Annotated in this window: 11 protein-coding genes and 1 tRNA gene; 6 read left to right on the top strand and 6 right to left on the bottom strand. The window is 64.0% G+C overall.

What is annotated here, in order from left to right:
* Positions 1–143: 143 nt before the first annotated feature.
* Positions 144–2,213, top strand: a complete 2,070-nt coding sequence (locus PQ457_RS02005) for a beta-galactosidase (protein WP_273618137.1) — start codon at positions 144–146, stop codon at positions 2,211–2,213.
* A gap of 42 nt (positions 2,214–2,255) precedes the next feature.
* Complete coding sequence (locus tag PQ457_RS02010; RefSeq protein ID WP_273618138.1) at positions 2,256–3,026, top strand: FadR/GntR family transcriptional regulator; 771 nt, start codon at positions 2,256–2,258, stop codon at positions 3,024–3,026.
* A 46-nt stretch (positions 3,027–3,072) separates the two neighbouring features.
* On the opposite strand, the gene PQ457_RS02015 is transcribed toward PQ457_RS02010, so the two are convergent.
* Both PQ457_RS02015 and PQ457_RS02020 read right to left on the bottom strand, forming a co-directional pair.
* On the bottom strand, positions 3,073–4,863 hold the full coding sequence (locus PQ457_RS02015) for an IlvD/Edd family dehydratase (protein ID WP_273618139.1): 1,791 nt from the start codon (positions 4,861–4,863) through the stop codon (positions 3,073–3,075).
* An 11-nt stretch (positions 4,864–4,874) separates the two neighbouring features.
* Positions 4,875–6,014, bottom strand: a complete 1,140-nt coding sequence (locus tag PQ457_RS02020) for an aldose epimerase family protein (RefSeq protein ID WP_273618140.1) — start codon at positions 6,012–6,014, stop codon at positions 4,875–4,877.
* A gap of 127 nt (positions 6,015–6,141) precedes the next feature.
* Between PQ457_RS02020 and PQ457_RS02025 the strand changes: the two genes are divergently transcribed.
* From PQ457_RS02025 to PQ457_RS02040, 4 genes are read left to right on the top strand one after another with little or no spacing between them, the layout of a single operon-like run.
* Positions 6,142–7,488, top strand: coding sequence for a sugar MFS transporter (locus tag PQ457_RS02025; protein ID WP_420540957.1), 1,347 nt, complete (start codon positions 6,142–6,144; stop codon positions 7,486–7,488).
* Between the two features lie 56 nt (positions 7,489–7,544).
* Positions 7,545–9,071: an aldehyde dehydrogenase (NADP(+)) gene (locus PQ457_RS02030; protein WP_273618141.1), complete on the top strand. Its 1,527-nt coding sequence runs from the start codon at positions 7,545–7,547 to the stop codon at positions 9,069–9,071.
* A 52-nt stretch (positions 9,072–9,123) separates the two neighbouring features.
* Positions 9,124–10,116, top strand: a complete 993-nt coding sequence (gene araD1, locus PQ457_RS02035) for an AraD1 family protein (RefSeq protein ID WP_273619221.1) — start codon at positions 9,124–9,126, stop codon at positions 10,114–10,116.
* Between the two features lie 3 nt (positions 10,117–10,119).
* Positions 10,120–11,040: a Gfo/Idh/MocA family protein gene (locus tag PQ457_RS02040; RefSeq protein ID WP_273618142.1), complete on the top strand. Its 921-nt coding sequence runs from the start codon at positions 10,120–10,122 to the stop codon at positions 11,038–11,040.
* 130 nt (positions 11,041–11,170) lie between these two features.
* Here the strand turns inward: PQ457_RS02040 and PQ457_RS02045 are convergent.
* The 4 genes from PQ457_RS02045 to PQ457_RS02060 form a co-directional block, all read right to left on the bottom strand.
* Positions 11,171–11,246 (bottom strand) — tRNA-Val (locus PQ457_RS02045).
* Between the two features lie 20 nt (positions 11,247–11,266).
* Positions 11,267–13,531, bottom strand: coding sequence for a putative bifunctional diguanylate cyclase/phosphodiesterase (locus PQ457_RS02050; protein ID WP_273618143.1), 2,265 nt, complete (start codon positions 13,529–13,531; stop codon positions 11,267–11,269).
* A gap of 177 nt (positions 13,532–13,708) precedes the next feature.
* Positions 13,709–15,187 carry a methyl-accepting chemotaxis protein gene (locus tag PQ457_RS02055; protein ID WP_273618144.1) on the bottom strand — a complete coding sequence of 493 codons (1,479 nt, stop codon included), beginning with the start codon at positions 15,185–15,187 and terminating at the stop codon, positions 13,709–13,711.
* Positions 15,188–15,306: 119 nt separating this feature from the next.
* Entirely contained in the window at positions 15,307–15,852 is a 546-nt protein-coding gene (locus PQ457_RS02060) for a TlpA family protein disulfide reductase (RefSeq protein WP_273618145.1), read from the bottom strand.
* Between the last annotated feature and the right edge of the window lie 19 nt (positions 15,853–15,871).

Genomic DNA, 15,871 nt, shown 5'->3' on the forward strand with positions numbered 1-15,871 from the left:
AAACATCCCATATCGGCGCTGGTCAAGGCGGCGATGGGGCGCTAGGCTTGTATTAGTTTATCAAAATATCTGGGGAAGCTGAGATGGCGCCGCTCAAGAAATCCGCTCTGGCATCACTGTGTTTCGGTGCGATTTCAATGATATTGCCGGGAAATGCATGGGCTCAGACGGCGGCCAAACCCAAGGACCGCGCGACCTTGCCGCAAAGCGTGCTGTTCGGCGCGGCCTATTACGACGAATATGCTCCGACCGACCGGCTGGACGAGGATGTCGCGCTGATGAAGGCGGCGCATATCAGCGTGGTGCGCATTGCCGAATCGACATGGGGCACGATGGAGACCGCGCCCGGCGTGTTTGATTTCCACCATATCGACCGCACTCTGGCCGCGATGCAGAAGGCCGGGATCAAGGTTATCATCGGCACGCCGACCTATGCCGTGCCGACATGGCTGGCGCGGCAGCATCCCGATGTGCTGGCCATCACGCCGCAGGGCCCCTACACCTATGGCCGCCGTCAGAATATGGACATCACCAGCCCGGAGTTCCGCAAGGCCGCCGAGCGAGCGATTGTCGCCCTGATCGACCATGTGAAGGACAATCCGGCGGTCATCGGCTATCAATTGGACAATGAAACCAAGGCCTATGGCACCAGCGGCCCCAATGTGCAGGCCGCCTTTGTCGCGGCTATGAAGCAGAAGTTCGGTGGCGATCTGGATGCGCTCAACAAGGCCTATGGGCTGAACTATTGGTCGAACCGCATCAATCGCTGGGAGGATTTTCCTTCGGTCAACGGCTCGATCAATGCCAGCCTTTCGGCCGCCTTTGCCGAGTTTCAGCGCGGTTTGGTCAATGAATATCTGGGCTGGCAGGCGGGACTTGTCCGCGCCCATGCCCGGCCTGATCAGTTCCTGACCCAGAATTTCGACTTTGAATGGCGCGGCTATTCCTATGGCGTCCAGCCCGAGGTAAACCACTGGCAGGCCGCGCGCGCCCTCGATGTGGCGGGGGTGGACATCTATCACCCCGGACAGGACAAGCTGACCGGCACGGAAATCGCGCTGGGCGGCGATCTGGCGCGCTCGATCAAGAACGGCCAGAACTATCTGGTCATGGAAACCACCGCGCAGGGTTTCCCCGAATGGACGCCCTATCCCGGGCAATTGCGGCTTCAGGCCTTCAGCCATCTGGCATCAGGCGCCAATATGGTGGAATATTGGCATTGGGGCACCACGGCCAATGCGGTGGAAACCTATTGGCGGGGCCTGCTGTCTCAGGATTACAAGCCCAACGCCACCTATCGCGAGGCCGCCACGATCGGCGCGGATCTGGCGCGCCTTGGCCCCAAACTGGTCAATATGACCAAGGCCAACAAGGTGGCGATCTATGTCAGCAATCGCGCGCTGACCGGATTTGACAGTTTCAAGCCGCAGGGCGATGGCCATCCGGTCGGCTATAATGATGTGCTGCGCGGCTATTACGATGCGCTCTATCGCATGAATGTCGAGGTGGATTTCATCACGCCCGATTCCGCCACGCCTTTGTCCAATTACAAATTCGTCGTGGTTCCCGCGCTTTATGCCGCCAGCGATGCCGAGATCGACCGGCTGAACGATTACGCCAAGGCGGGCGGGCATCTGCTCTATACGTTCAAGAGCGGTTTTTCCGACGAGAACGTCAAGGTCCGCTATGCCGATCAGCCGGGCCGCATCGCGCAGGCCGCCGGCATCCGCTATCAGCAATTTGCTGCCCCCGTCGGCGTTTCCCTCGATGGCGACCCGTTCCATGTGGGCGAGGCGGCCAACAAGGTGCGCTGGTGGATGGAATTTGTCGAACCAACCACAGCCAAGGTTGTCGCCCGTTACAAACATCCCTCATGGCCCAATTATGCCGCGATCACGCGCAACGCATGGGGGCGCGGCCAGGTCACCTATGTCGGCTTTATGCCGGGCGAAGAAACCATTGCGGCGCTGCTCAAGGATGAGGTGGCGCAGGCCGGTGTCGCCACCGAGCAGGTGCAATTCCCGCTGATCCTGCGTCAGGGCGTGCTGAGCAACGGGCACAAGGTGCGTTATGTGTTGAACTATTCGCCCGCCCCGACAACCTATGCTATCCCGGCCGCATCCGCCGAGTTGCTGAGCCAGCGCCAATATGGCGCAGGGCAAAAGCTGGAACTGGGCGCATGGGGCGTGGGGATTCTGGAAGAGGATCGCTGAAACAGTGAACGGGGCAAGCAGGATGATGCTGGGGGCAGTAATTTGACCGAGCCGGAAGAAGGCGCCGAGAAAAAGGCCAAGCGCGGCACGGGGCGCCGGTTGCAGGGAGCCATCGCGCATCGGCTGGGCACGGATATCGTTTCGGGGGTCTATGCCCCCGGCACGGTGCTGGCCAGCGAGGTGGAATTTGCCGAGGCGCTCGATGTCTCACGCGGGGCGCTGCGCGAGGCGATGCAGGTGCTGGCGGCCAAGGGGCTGGTGGAAAGCCGCCCCAAGGCAGGCACGCGGGTGCTGCCCCGCACGCGCTGGAACCTGCTCGATCCCGATGTGCTGGCATGGGCCTTTGCGGGCGACCCGGACCCGGCGCTGGTGCGCGGCATCTTTGAACTGCGCGCGGTGGTCGAACCGGCGGCGGCGCGTTTCGCCGCGCAAAGGCGCGACCGTGAGGATCTGCGCGCGATGAAGGATGCGCTGGCCGCGATGCGCCGCCACACGCTGGCCACCGATGCGGGCAAGGCGGGCGACCGCGATTTTCACGATGCGATCCTGCGCGCCACGCGCAATCCGGCGCTGGTGGTCCTTTCGGCCAGCATCGGGGCGGCGGTGCATTGGACCACGCAGTACAAGCAGCGCTCGCGCGCCTTGCCGCGCAATCCGATCCCCGATCACGCCAAGGTCTATGAGGCGATTGCCGCAGGCGATGGCGATGCGGCGGCCGAGGCGATGCGCGTGCTGGTCGATCTGGCGATGAAGGACACCGCCGAGGAAATGGGGCTGAGCGTCCTGCCTCAGCCGGAAATCGACCCGGCATAAGAAAAGGCCGGGTTGCAAGGCAGCCCGGCCTGTTTTTATGGCCTGATCAGTGGTTGTCGCGCGGGAGGCCCATGGTCTGGGCAATGCGCTGGTATTTCTCCGAGCCTTCCAGAATCGCGCCCGTGTTCATCTGCCCAACAATGGCGCGCTGGATTTCCTGCCACGGGGTCTGGCTGGCCGGATAGGCATAGCCGCCCGCCTCGATCAGCGCCTTGCGGCGGGCATCGAGTTCCTCATCGGAAATCAGCACATTGACCGTGCCCTTGCGCAGGTCGATCCGCACCCGGTCGCCGGTTTTGAGCAGCGCGAGGCCGCCATTGGCCGCCGCTTCGGGCGATGCGTTGAGGATCGACGGGCTGCCGCTGGTGCCCGACTGGCGTCCGTCACCGATGCAGGGCAGGGCCGAGACGCCCTCGGTGATGAGATAGGCGGGCGGGCGCATGTTGACGACTTCGGCCGCGCCCGGATAGCCGATGGGCCCGGCCCCGCGCATGAACATCAACGTTTCGGGCGTGATGCCCAGCGCCGGGTCGTCGATGCGGTGGTGGTAATCTTCGGGGCCATCGAACACGACCGCCGGGCCTTCAAAGGCTTCGGGATCATTGGGGTTCGAGAGGTAACGCGCGCGGAATTCTTCCGAAATCACGCTGGTCTTCATGATGGCCGCATCGAACAGATTGCCGGTCAGGACGAGGAAACCGGCCTCTTCCTTGATCGGCTGGTCAAACGGGCGGATGACCTTTTCATCCTCGATGGTGGCGGCCCGGCAATTCTCGCCCATGGTCTTGCCATTGACGGTCATGGCATTCTCGCGGATCAGGCCTTGCCCCATCAATTGCGCCACCACGGCGGGCACGCCGCCCGCGCGATAGTAATCCTCGCCCAGATATTCGCCCGCCGGTTGCAGGTTGACCAGCAGCGGGATCTTGTGGCCAATGTCCTGCCAGTCCGACAGGGGCAGTTCGACGCCGATATGGCGGGCAATCGCGGCCAGATGGATCGGCGCATTGGTCGATCCGCCGATAGCCGAATTGACGGCAATGGCATTGTGGAATGCATCCAGCGTCAGAATGTCGGAGGGCTTGAGGTCCTCATGCACCATCTGCACAATGCGCCTGCCGGTGTGATAGGCGCATTCCTGACGGTCGCGATAGGGGGCGGGGATCGCCGCGCTGCCGGGCAGCATCATGCCCAAAGCCTCGGCAAGGCTGTTCATGGTCGTGGCCGTGCCCATCGTGTTGCAATAGCCGGTGCTGGGGGCGCTGGAGGCCACCAGCTTGATGAAGCCCTCATCGTCGATCTCGCCCGCAGCCAGCATCTGGCGGCCCTTCCACACGATGGTGCCGCTGCCGGTGCGCTCGCCCTTGTGCCAGCCATTGAGCATTGGCCCGACCGAGAGCGCAATCGCGGGCAGGTTGACTGTGGCCGCCGCCATCAGCAGCGCAGGCGTGGTCTTGTCGCAGCCCGTGGTCAGCACCACGCCATCGAGCGGATAGCCATAGATCGCCTCGACCAGACCCAGATAGGCCAGATTGCGGTCAAGCCCGGCGGTCGGGCGCTTGCCGGTTTCCTGAATGGGGTGGACCGGAAATTCCAGCGCGATCCCGCCCATTTCGCGGATGCCCTCGCGGATGCGTTCGGCCAGCACGAGGTGGTGGCGGTTGCAGGGCGAAAGGTCGCTGCCGGTCTGGGCAATGCCGATGATGGGCTTGCCGCTCCGCAGTTCCTCAAGGCTGATCCCGAAATTCAGATAGCGCTCAAGGTAGAGCGAGGTCATGTCAATATTGTCGGGATTGTCGAACCATGCGCGGCTGCGCAATTTGCGTGTTTCGGTCATAAAGCCTTCAATCAATGCGAAATGGTGAGGCGGTAGATCATGGCATGGCGATAGGGCTTGCCGGGATCGACGCGGGCGGAGACGAAATTCTTGTGGTTGGGCGCATCGGGGAATTTCTGCGGCTCCAGCGCGATGCCGTCGCCCATGCGGTACAGGTGCCCATGTTTGCCGATCAGCGTGCCGTCGAGGAAATTGCCGGTGTAGAATTGCAGGCCCGGTTCGGTGGTGAGCACCTCCAGCGTGCGGCCCGAGGCCGGATCGACCAGCCGCGCGGCCAGTTGCGGCGTGGCGGTCAGGCCCTTGTCCAGCGCGAAATTGTGGTCAAAGCCACGCCCGGCAACGATCTGCTCGTCATGACCTTCGCGCAGGCCCTCATTGGGGCGCTTGCCCTTGCGGAAATCAAAGGGCGTGCCTGCCACCTTGCGCAATTCTCCGGTCGGGATCAGCGTGGGCGACACCGGCGTATAGGCGCCGGCCGGAATGGTCAGGCGGTTGTCCATCGCGCCGCCGGGGCTGCCTTCGCCCGCCATGTTGAAGATCGCGTGGTTGGTCATGTTGACGATGGTGGGCTTGTCGGTTTCGGCCTCGAACAGGATGCCCAGATTGCCTTTTTCATCAAGGCTGTAGGTGACGCGCGCCTTGAGCGTGCCGGGATAGCCGGAATCGCCGTCAGGGCTGGTGTGGGTCAGAACGAGCCTGGCCACCGGGCCCGAGGAGATCGATTCCACCTTCCACAAAACCTTGTCAAAGCCGCGCCCGCCGCCGTGCAGCGTCTGACCATGATCGTTTTGCGGCAATTGATAGGTCGTGCCGTCCAGCGTAAAGCGTCCATCGGCGATGCGATTGGCAAAGCGGCCGATGGTGGCCCCGAAATAGTTGGGGTGATTTACATAGGAATCGAGATCGTCATAGCCCAGCGCAATATCGGCCTTGCGCCCTTTCGCATCGGGCGCGATCAGCGATTGCAGCGTGGCGCCATAGGCCAATATTCGCGCCGAAACCCCATTGCCCGCGCTCAGCGTGACCGCTTCGACCACCGCCCCATCGGGCAGTTTTCCGGCATTTTCGCGCTTTGCCGTGACCGCCATGGCATCATTCGCCATCGTGGCCGCACCAAGGGCGGCAAGGGACGCGAGGGCGTAAAATTTCATGCCTAATCTCTCCCGGCAACCGTGAGCCATTGACGCGGCCCTGCGCTCTCTATAGTCCGACAAATATGATGAGCGCAAGTCGCTATGCCAAAGCAATGGCAAGCGTCCGGCTTTTGAGAGGATCGAGATGGCTCCCCCTGTAGGTTCGAGTGCGAATGTCGCCGCGATGGATGCGTCCCACACCGATGGCCACAGCCATGGCCATTATGGTCGCGCGCTGTCGCTGCTGGCCACGCTGTTTTTCATGTGGGGCTTTATCACGGTCATCAACGGCACGCTGCTGCCCCATCTGCGCTCCGTCTTCGAACTGAGCTATTTTCAGGCGGCGCTGATCGAATCGGTCTGGTTCATCGCTTATTTCTTCGCCTCGATCCCTGCCGCCATGCTGATCGAGCGGATCGGTTATCAGAAATCGCTGGTCACGGGTCTGCTGATCATGGCGGGCGGGGCGGTCGGCATGATGGTGGCGGCCTCGATCCCCTCCTATGGCATCACGTTGGCCATGCTCTTTGTGATCGCCAGCGGGATCACCCTGCTGCAGGTCGCGGCCAATCCCTATGTGGCGGTGATCGGCCCGGCTGAAACCGCCTCCTCACGCCTCAATCTGGTGCAGGCGATGAATTCGGCGGGCACGATGCTGGCGCCGATGTTTGGCGCATGGCTGATCCTTGGCCGGTCCAAGGGTGGCACGGCGGCGGCGGGCACAGTGCTGACACAGGCCGAACGTTTGGCCGATGCGCATTCGGTGATCCTGCCCTATGGCATTGTCGCAGTGGTGCTGACGGTGCTGGCCATCGTGATCGCGCGTTTTCCCCTGCCCGCCATCGGCGCTGCCAATCGCCGGGTTCGCGAAGCCACGGCTGAAGGTTCGCTCTGGCATCGTTTCTGGAACCATCCCCTGTGGCAGCATCGCAATCTGGTGCTGGGGGTTCCGGCGATCTTCATCTATCTGATCGCGGAAATCGGGGTCGGCAATCTGTTCATCAATTTCATCAGCCGCCCCGACATCGGCGGCATGACCGCCGAACAGGCCGGGCGCTATCTGACGCTGCTGTGGGGCGGGATGATGGTGGGGCGCTTTGTCGGTTCGGCCATTATGCAAAAGGTCGATGCCGGGATCGTGCTGGCGGTGTTTTCGGTCGGTGCCTTTGTAGTGATGGGCATCACGGTGGTCTCTTCCGGCCAGGTGGCCATGTGGTCGCTGATTCTGGTCGGCCTGTTCCATTCGATCATGTTCCCCACGATCTTCACGCTGGGCATTCGCGGCCTTGGCCCGCTGACCGAGGAAGGTTCAGGTCTGCTGATCATGGCGATTGCGGGCGGTGCGCTGGTGGCGGTGCAGGGCTGGCTGGCCGACCGTTACGGCTTGCAGGCCTCCTTTATCCTGACCGCCGTGTGTGAGCTTTATACCCTGTTCTACGCGGTCTGGGGTTCGCGCCCGACGCATGCCCTGCCCGATCTCGAGGTGGAATGATTTTACTCTGACTAAACGCATCGGCGGCGGTCGGGAATGCAATGTGGAGTTTTTCGATGACTGAATTTCGTTCGATTGATGCCGCCACAGGCGAAGCATCGGGCCGCGCCTTTGCCGTCGATGGTCTGGCGCAGGTCGAGGCGGCATGCGCCGCGGCCGAGGCCGCCTTCGACACCTATCGCGCCACGAGCCGCGAGGCCCGCGCCGCATTCCTCGAAACCATTGCCGATGAAATCCTTGCCCTTGGCGACGATCTGATCGTGGCGGCGATGCGCGAGAGCGGCCTGCCGCGCGCGCGCCTTGAAGGCGAACGCGGCCGCACGATGGGCCAGCTTCGCCTGTTCGCGCAGGTGGTGCGCGCCGGGGCGTGGCAGCAGTTGCGCATCGATCCCGCGCTGCCCGACCGCGCGCCCTTGCCGCGCCCCGATCTGCGCCTGCGGATGATCCCGGTGGGGCCGGTGGCGGTGTTCGGCGCGTCCAATTTCCCGCTCGCCTTTTCGACCGCCGGTGGCGACACCGCCTCGGCGCTGGCCGCCGGGTGTCCGGTGGTGGTCAAGGGCCATCCGGCGCATCCCGAAACCGGCGCGCTGGTGGCCTCGGCCATTGCGCGGGCGGTGGCGGCCTGCGGCCTGCCGGGCGGCGTGTTCGGCCATCTGGTCGGCCCGTCGAACGAATTGGGCGCGGCGCTGGTGCAGGACCCGCGCATCGCGGCGGTGGGCTTTACCGGATCGCGTGCGGGCGGTCTGGCGCTGGTCAATCTGGCCGCCGCGCGCCCGGTGCCGATCCCGGTCTATGCCGAAATGAGCAGCATCAACCCCGTTCTGCTGATGCCCGAAGCCTTGAAGGCTCGCGGCGCGGCGCTGGGCACGGCTTTCGTCGGTTCGCTGACCATGGGCGCGGGCCAGTTCTGCACCAACCCCGGCCTGCTGCTGGCGATTGAGGGCGAGGGGCTGGAGGAATTCATCGCCACCGCCACGGGCGCCGTGGCGCAGGCCCCCGCGCAGGTCATGCTGACCAAGGGCATCGGCGCGGCCTATCGTCAGGGCACCGCCGCTCTGGCGGGCGCCGATGGCGTCGAGCAACTGGCGGCGGGCGAACCGGGCGAGGGCACCGCTTGCGGCGCGATCCTGTTCCAGACCACTGCGGCCGCTTTCCTCGCCAATCCGGCGCTGGCCCATGAAGTGTTTGGCGCTTCCTCGATCCTCGTGCGCTGCGCCGATGCGGCGGAACTGACCGCTGTGCTCAAGGGGCTGGAAGGGCAACTGACGGCCACGCTGCATATGGACGATGCCGACGCCGATCTGGCCGCCGCCATCCTGCCGGTGCTGGAGCGCAAGGTGGGCCGCATTCTGGCCAATGGCTGGCCCACGGGCGTCGAGGTGTGCCATGCGATGGTCCACGGCGGGCCTTTCCCGGCCACCAGCGATGCGCGCACGACCTCGGTGGGCACTCTTGCCATCGACCGTTTCCTGCGTCCGGTCAGCTATCAGAACATCGCGCCTGCGCTGCTGCCCGCCGAATTGCGCGATGATGCGCGCGGCGATGGCGCGCCGCGGCTGATCGACGGCGTGCTCACGCTCTGATTTTGCATTTTCACCCCGTCGGGCGGTCCCGGCGGGGCAAGGAGTTTTGATGATGGCCCAGCGCCTTTTGCAGCACCGCGCCGATGATGGCGCACGTTCCGTCATTCTGGCCGACGGGGATCAGGCATGGTTCCTCAATGGCGTGTCCTCCACCCGCGAACTGGCTTTGCGCGCGATTGCGGCCGGGCATTCCCTGTCGGCCCAAGCCGAAGCAGCGGGCAAGGGCGCGGCGGTGGATATTGCGGCGGAATTGGCGGCCGGTCGCCTGATCGCCCCGATTGACCATGAAGACCCGGCCCATCTGTGGATGACAGGCACGGGCCTGACGCATCTTGGCTCGGCCGAGGGGCGCAACAAGATGCATGCCGCCGCCGCTGCCGGCGAAAAGCTGACCGATTCCATGCGCATGTTCCTTGAAGGCGTCGAAGGCGGCAAGCCCGAAGCCGGACAGGTCGGCCAGCAGCCCGAATGGTTCTACAAGGGCGATGGTTCGCAGCTTGTCGGCCCCGGCCATGATCTGCTCAGCCCCGCCTTTGCCCAGGACGGCGGCGAGGAGCCGGAGCTGGCGGGCGTCTATATTGTCGGCCCGGATGGCACGCCTTTCCGCCTTGGCCTTGCGCTGGCCAATGAATTTTCCGACCATGTGACCGAGCGGCACAATTACCTGTGGCTGGCCCATTCCAAGCTGCGTGTGGCGGCGCTGGGCGCGGAACTGCTGATCGGCGAGGTGCCGGAGGACATTCGCGGGACCAGCCGCATCCTGCGCGATGGCGCAACCTTGTGGGAAAAGCCCTTCCTTTCGGGCGAGGCGAATATGTCGCACAGCATCGGCAATCTGGAGCATCACCATTTCAAATATGGCCTGTTCCGCCGCGCGGGCGATGTGCATGTGCATTTCTTCGGCACGGCCACGCTGTCCTTTTCGGACGAGGTGCGCACCGCGCCGGGCGACGAGTTTGAAATCAGCGCCGCGCCTTTTGCGCTGCCTTTGCGCAACCGGCTGACGATTGCACAGGCGGAAACTGTCTCGGTAAAGGTGCTTTAAGCCATGGCCATCCGCATCGCTTTGGTTGGCGTGGGCAAGATCGCCCGCGACCAGCATTTGCCCGCCATTGCCGCCAACCCCGATTATGAACTGGTGGCAACGGTCAGCCGCCATAACCCCCAGTTGTCCGTGCCGTGGTTTGCCGATCTGGACGATCTTCTGGCCTCGGGGCTGGCGGTTGATGCGGTGGCGCTCTGCACCCCGCCGCAGGTGCGATACGGTTTGGCGGTCAAGGCGTTGCGGCACAAGCTGCATGTCTTTCTCGAAAAGCCGCCCGGTGCGACATTGGCCGAGGTCGAATCCCTGCGCGCCATCGCCGATGAGGCAGGCGTTACGCTGTTTGCCTCGTGGCATTCGCGCTATGCGGCGGGCGTTGAACCGGCGCGGGCATGGCTGGCCGCGCGCGAGATCCGCGATGTGAAGATCATCTGGCGTGAGGATGTGCGCGTGTGGCATCCGGGGCAGGCGTGGATCTGGCAGGCGGGCGGATTGGGCGTGTTCGATCCGGGCATCAACGCGCTTTCCATTGCCACGCACATCCTGCCGCGCCCCTTCTTCCTGACCAATGCCACGCTGGAGGTGCCAGCGAACTGTCAGGCGCCCATCGCCGCAGACCTGCACTTTACCGACAGCGCAGGCACGCCGATCCACATGGATCTGGATTTCCGCCAGACCGGGCCGCAAAGCTGGGACATCATCGTGGAAACCGATGGCGGCACGTTGAAATTGGCCAAGGGCGGCTCGGTTTTGACCCTGCCCGAAGGCGTGCATGAAGCCGAGGACCGGGAATATCCCGAACTCTATGCACGCTTTGCCGGGCTGGTGGCCGGGGGGCAGAGCGATGTCGACATCGCCCCGCTGCGTCATGTCGCGGATGCTTTCCTGCGCGGCCATATGCGCGCCGTCGAGCCCTTTATCGAATAGACTGTTTGGTCCTCGCCCTCACACTGGGGTGGGGCGGGGCCATTTGCCAAAAGGGGCGCTTTTCCGATGGGAAGGCGTCCCTTTTCCATGCCCGCAAGGCAGGAGCAAGGCTTGAAGATATGGAAAAAAGTGGTGGGCGATGACGGGCTCGAACCGCCGACCCTCTCGGTGTAAACGAGATGCTCTACCAACTGAGCTAATCGCCCCGATCACGGGAAGGGGGCGATTAGGCGGTTTTTTTCGAGGCGTCAACAGGACTTTGGCGGCGCAGTTCGGGGAAATCGGCGGCGGGCAGCGCGCGGGAAAACAGATAGCCTTGCGCCTGATCGCAGCCCTCGGCCAGCAGCACGCGCATCTGGTGCTCGTTTTCCACCCCTTCGGCGGTGGTGGTCATGCCCATCGCATGGGCCAGCGCGATCACCGCCCGCACGATGGGCAAGGTCTCGTCGCTTTCGCCCAGACCTTTCAGGAAACAGCGGTCGATCTTGATCTTGTCAAAGGGAAAGGCGCGCAGATAGTTGAGCGAGGAATAGCCCGTGCCGAAATCATCCAGCGCCACCCGCACCCCCAGCCCGCGCAATTTATGCAGCAGCGCGGCATGGACGGCATTGTCCTTGAGCAGCACGTTTTCCGTGATTTCCAGTTCGAGCCGGTCGGGCGCGATGCCGTTTTCGGCAATCGCCTGCATCACGGTGGAAATCAGCCCCGCGCTGCGCAATTGCGCGGGGCTGAGATTGACCGCGATACGCAGGTGGCCGGGCCATCGCGCCAGTTCCTGACACGCCCGGCGGATCACCCAATCGCCCAGCGGCACCACCAGCCCGGTGTCCTCGGCCAGCGGGATGAACAGATCGGGCATGACCATGCCGCGCGTGGGATGGCGCCAGCGCACCAGCGCCTCATAGGCCACGGTCCGGCGCGAGCGCACATCGACCAGAGGTTGGTAATGCAGCTCGAACTGGCCCTCGCTGAGGCCGGTGCGCATGTCCATCTCCAGCTCGCGCCGGGCGGCGGCGGCCTCGTCCATGCCGGGTTCGAAATGCGAAAACACGCCGCGCCCGCGCCCCTTGGCGACATAAAGCGCAAGGTCGGCCTGTTTCATCAGCGTGGCGGCGTCGGTCTGGCCGTCATGGTTGACCGCGATCCCGATGCTGGTGGAGGTAAGGACCTGACAATCCTCGATCAGGCAGGGCTGGCGGACCGCCTCGATGATGCGGTTGGCGGTTTTTTCGGCGATATGGTCGATGCGGCGCCCATGCATCAGGATGGCAAATTCATCGCCCCCCAGCCGAGCCACCAGATCGCTCTTGCGCACCGCATCCTCGATGCGCCGCGCCACTTCGCACAGCAGCTTGTCGCCCACCGGATGGCCCAGCGTGTCATTGACCGATTTGAACCGGTCGAGATCGAGGTAAAGCACCGCGACGCCGTCATCCTGTGCGCGCCGCCGCAGCAGCGCCCCCGCCAGCGTTTCGTTGAACAGAAAGCGGTTGGCCAGATTGGTGAGGCCATCGTAATGGGCCATGTGGCTGACGCGGGCCTCGGCGCGCTTTTGCGCGGTGACATCGCGGGCCACCCCGCGCATCCCGTCCTGCCATGGCTGGGCCGAAAGGGTCCACCAATGGGGCGATCCGTCCAGTGTGAGCGGCAGGGTGATATCGCGAAAGGGCGTGCGCCGGGCCAGATGCGCGGCCAGCCGCTCGGTTTCGGGGCAGGGGGCGAAGAGATCCGGCAAAGGCATCCCGTCCAGCAATTGCCATGCCCGCCGCGCGGCATCGCCAAAGCGCGGGCTGGGCTCCTGAATGCGGCCCTGGCTGTCCACTTTCCAGAGCCAGTCGGCCGATTGCGCCTCGAAATCATTGAGCAGCAATTGCACCGTGGCCCCCGTCTCGCGCAATTGTTCGCGCGCGTGAAAGGCTTTGGTGAATTCGCGCTGGTTCTGAAACGCCCCGCGCGACAGGATCAACAGATAGGAGGCGCAGAACAAGGTCCCGACCCATACCTGCGCGCCCGGAAACAGCGCCCATGCGATGATCGTGCCGACACAGATCGGCACCATGAACAGGACCGCAGCCAGCGCCATGGTCGAATAGGTCAGCACCGCAGCGCCCAGCATTCCGCCCGACAGGATGGCAATGACGATGAACTGGCGGGTGTTGGCGATGGCGGCCCCGGCGGCGATCCCCGCGCCCCACAGCAGCCCGTTGCCCAGCGCCGTGGCGTGGATATGCCAAAGGTCGCGCCGGACATCGATGGTGGCCCATCCCGCCCGCCTGCGCCGCAGCGCCAGTTCGAGCCGAACCCCGGCCACCGCGAAAATCGCCGCCAGCCACAACAGCACCATGCCCGGATAAGGCGCGGAAAGCATGGTCAAAGCCACCGCCATGGCATTGACCGTTCCGCCGATCGCCCCCGTTACGGCGCGGCGCAGATTGTCCGCTATACGCTCGGTCAGCAATTGGCGGGCGGTATCCCCCGTTTGTTGAGACAAAGGATGGATCATTTGCGCCTTGCCGGGAACATCCTGAAGTTTCGGAGAGTATAGGCCCGCAGGCCCCTCTTGGCCAGCAAGTCAAAAATCCAATGGATGCCGCTGTTTATCACCAAATGTTAAATTTTTGACCTGCCCTCCTGTCGGCATTGTCCCTAAGGGCGCGTGGCGATGTGGTTAGGCGGCGCGGTCGGTTTTGGCCGTGCCGCCGCGCCGTTCCGATCGCCCATCGGCCTGCCCGTCGCGCAGGGTCTGGCGGCGTTCGAAGGTGAACTGGCCCACGATACCGGCCATGCTGGCGGCCTGATCGGACAGGCCGCGTGCGGCTGCATTGGATTCCTCGACCATGGCCGCGTTCTGCTGGGTGTTGAGGTCGATCTGCTGCAGTTGGGCGTTGAGCGCGACCATGCTTTCGGACTGCTGTTCGGAAAAGCTGGCGATGTCGCCCGCCTTGGTGCTGGTATCGTCCAGCCGCCCGATGATCTGGTTGAGCGCATTGCGCATCTGTTCGACCAGATCGGCGCCATGCTGCACATCCTCATTCGACGTGACGATCAGGCTTTTGATATTCTTGGCCGATTCGGTGGTGCGATGGGCCAGTGCGCGCACCTCGCTGGCCACGACGGCAAAGCCCTTGCCCGCCTCGCCCGCGCGCGCCGCCTCGACCCCGGCGTTCAGCGCCAAAAGGTTGGTCTGGAACGCGATGCCGTCGATCACATCGACGATCTGGGCGATTTGCGTTGCCGAATCCTTGATCTTTTCCATGGCCACAACGGTCGAATCCATGATCCGCCCGCCCTTGCTGGCATGGCCCGACACCTCGGCCACCGATCCGTCGACATCGCGCGCATTGCCCGCCGTGGTGGCGATCGCCACGGTCACATCGCGCATCACTTCGGAAATATGCGCGACCGAGGCGGCCTGCTGCTCGGTGCGGTTGGCCAGATCATTGGCCGCGCAACTGATTTCATGGGCGCCCGATTTCACCCCATGGGCGGCATCAGTCATCTGGATCACCAGATTGCTGATCTGGTGGCGCATGTTGTGGAAATCCTGCGCCAACTGGCGATAGGCGGGGGGCACATCGCCCAGTTGCGCGCGCAGATTGCCGCCCGCCACTTCGCCCATCGCCTTGCTCATGGCCGCGATGATGTCGTTGCGCTGGGTCGCCTCGGCCTCGAAATAGGCGCCCAATGCGGCCTCCATGTCGAACAGCGCGGTCTTGACCAGCGTGGCGACGGCTTTGGCCTGACGGCGCCTTTGCCATGGCAGGGCAAAGCCGGTCAGCGTGTCTTCGATGATGCTTTCCAGCACCAGCGCATAGCCGCTGATATAGAGGTCCGCCTCCAGCCCGACGCGGGCGTGGATATGGCCGATCTTGGTGGCGCGGGCCACGGCGGCCTCGTCAAAGGAGGAATCGAAGAGCGAGAGCCAATGCTGCAATTGCGCGTTGGAGGCCCTGTCGCGCTGTTCCTGGGTGGGGATGATTTTCGATGCGACCGGATGGGCGGCAATGGCGGCGTAAAGCTTCTCCAGCGCGCGCGGCGCGTATCGGGCTACCATGGCCCGGATCGCGGGAAACACGCGCAGGTTCGAGGAATCGATCGAGGTTACCGTTTCGCGGCGTGCGCGCTTTATCGTTGGAATGCCCTGCATCGGTCCGATTCCCCTCTTTCATGAGGTTAATGTGTCAAATCGGAGCCTGTTCTATGCGGGCTTGGTTAAATCGGGGGCAAACGCAGGGAAGGGGAAATAACGGATGCCCCCGTTTGGGCCTATTGCTCGGCCAGCAAGGCGGCCGCCTCGGCCCCGGCCCAGTCCTTGCCGCCATTGATGCGCCACACTTCGCGCCCCTGCGCATCGTAATAGATCGAGGCGGGCAGCGTACCGACCTGCCACTGGGTCGTTGCCGTGCCTTCGGGGTCCAGCCATGGCTCCAGCGCATCGCCACCATGCGATTTCAGAAAGGGCGCCACCTTGTCCTTCGCCCCCTCGGCATCCTGCGAGACGGTCAGCACGCGGATCCTGCCGCCTGCGGCCAGCTTGTTGAGGCCGGGCAGTTCGGCGATGCAGGGGCCGCACCATGTCGCCCACAGATTGATGAGCAGCGGCTTGCCCTTGAGGCCGGCGGTGCTGATCTCCTTGCCGCCCGCGTCCTTGAAGCTCAGCACAGGCAATTGCGAGCCCTTGTGGCTGCGGTCGATCGCGGCGCCTTCGGCATCGGGCGCGGTTGCGGGCGCCGAACTGGCCGCCGGCGGTTGCTTATCGCCGCCGCTTTGCCTATCGCACCCCGATATTCCGGCCGCGATTCCGGCCACCATCAGGCCACTACCGGCAAGT

It is taken from the genome of Novosphingobium humi, assembly GCF_028607105.1.
GTDB classification, from domain to species: Bacteria; Pseudomonadota; Alphaproteobacteria; order Sphingomonadales; family Sphingomonadaceae; genus Novosphingobium; species Novosphingobium humi.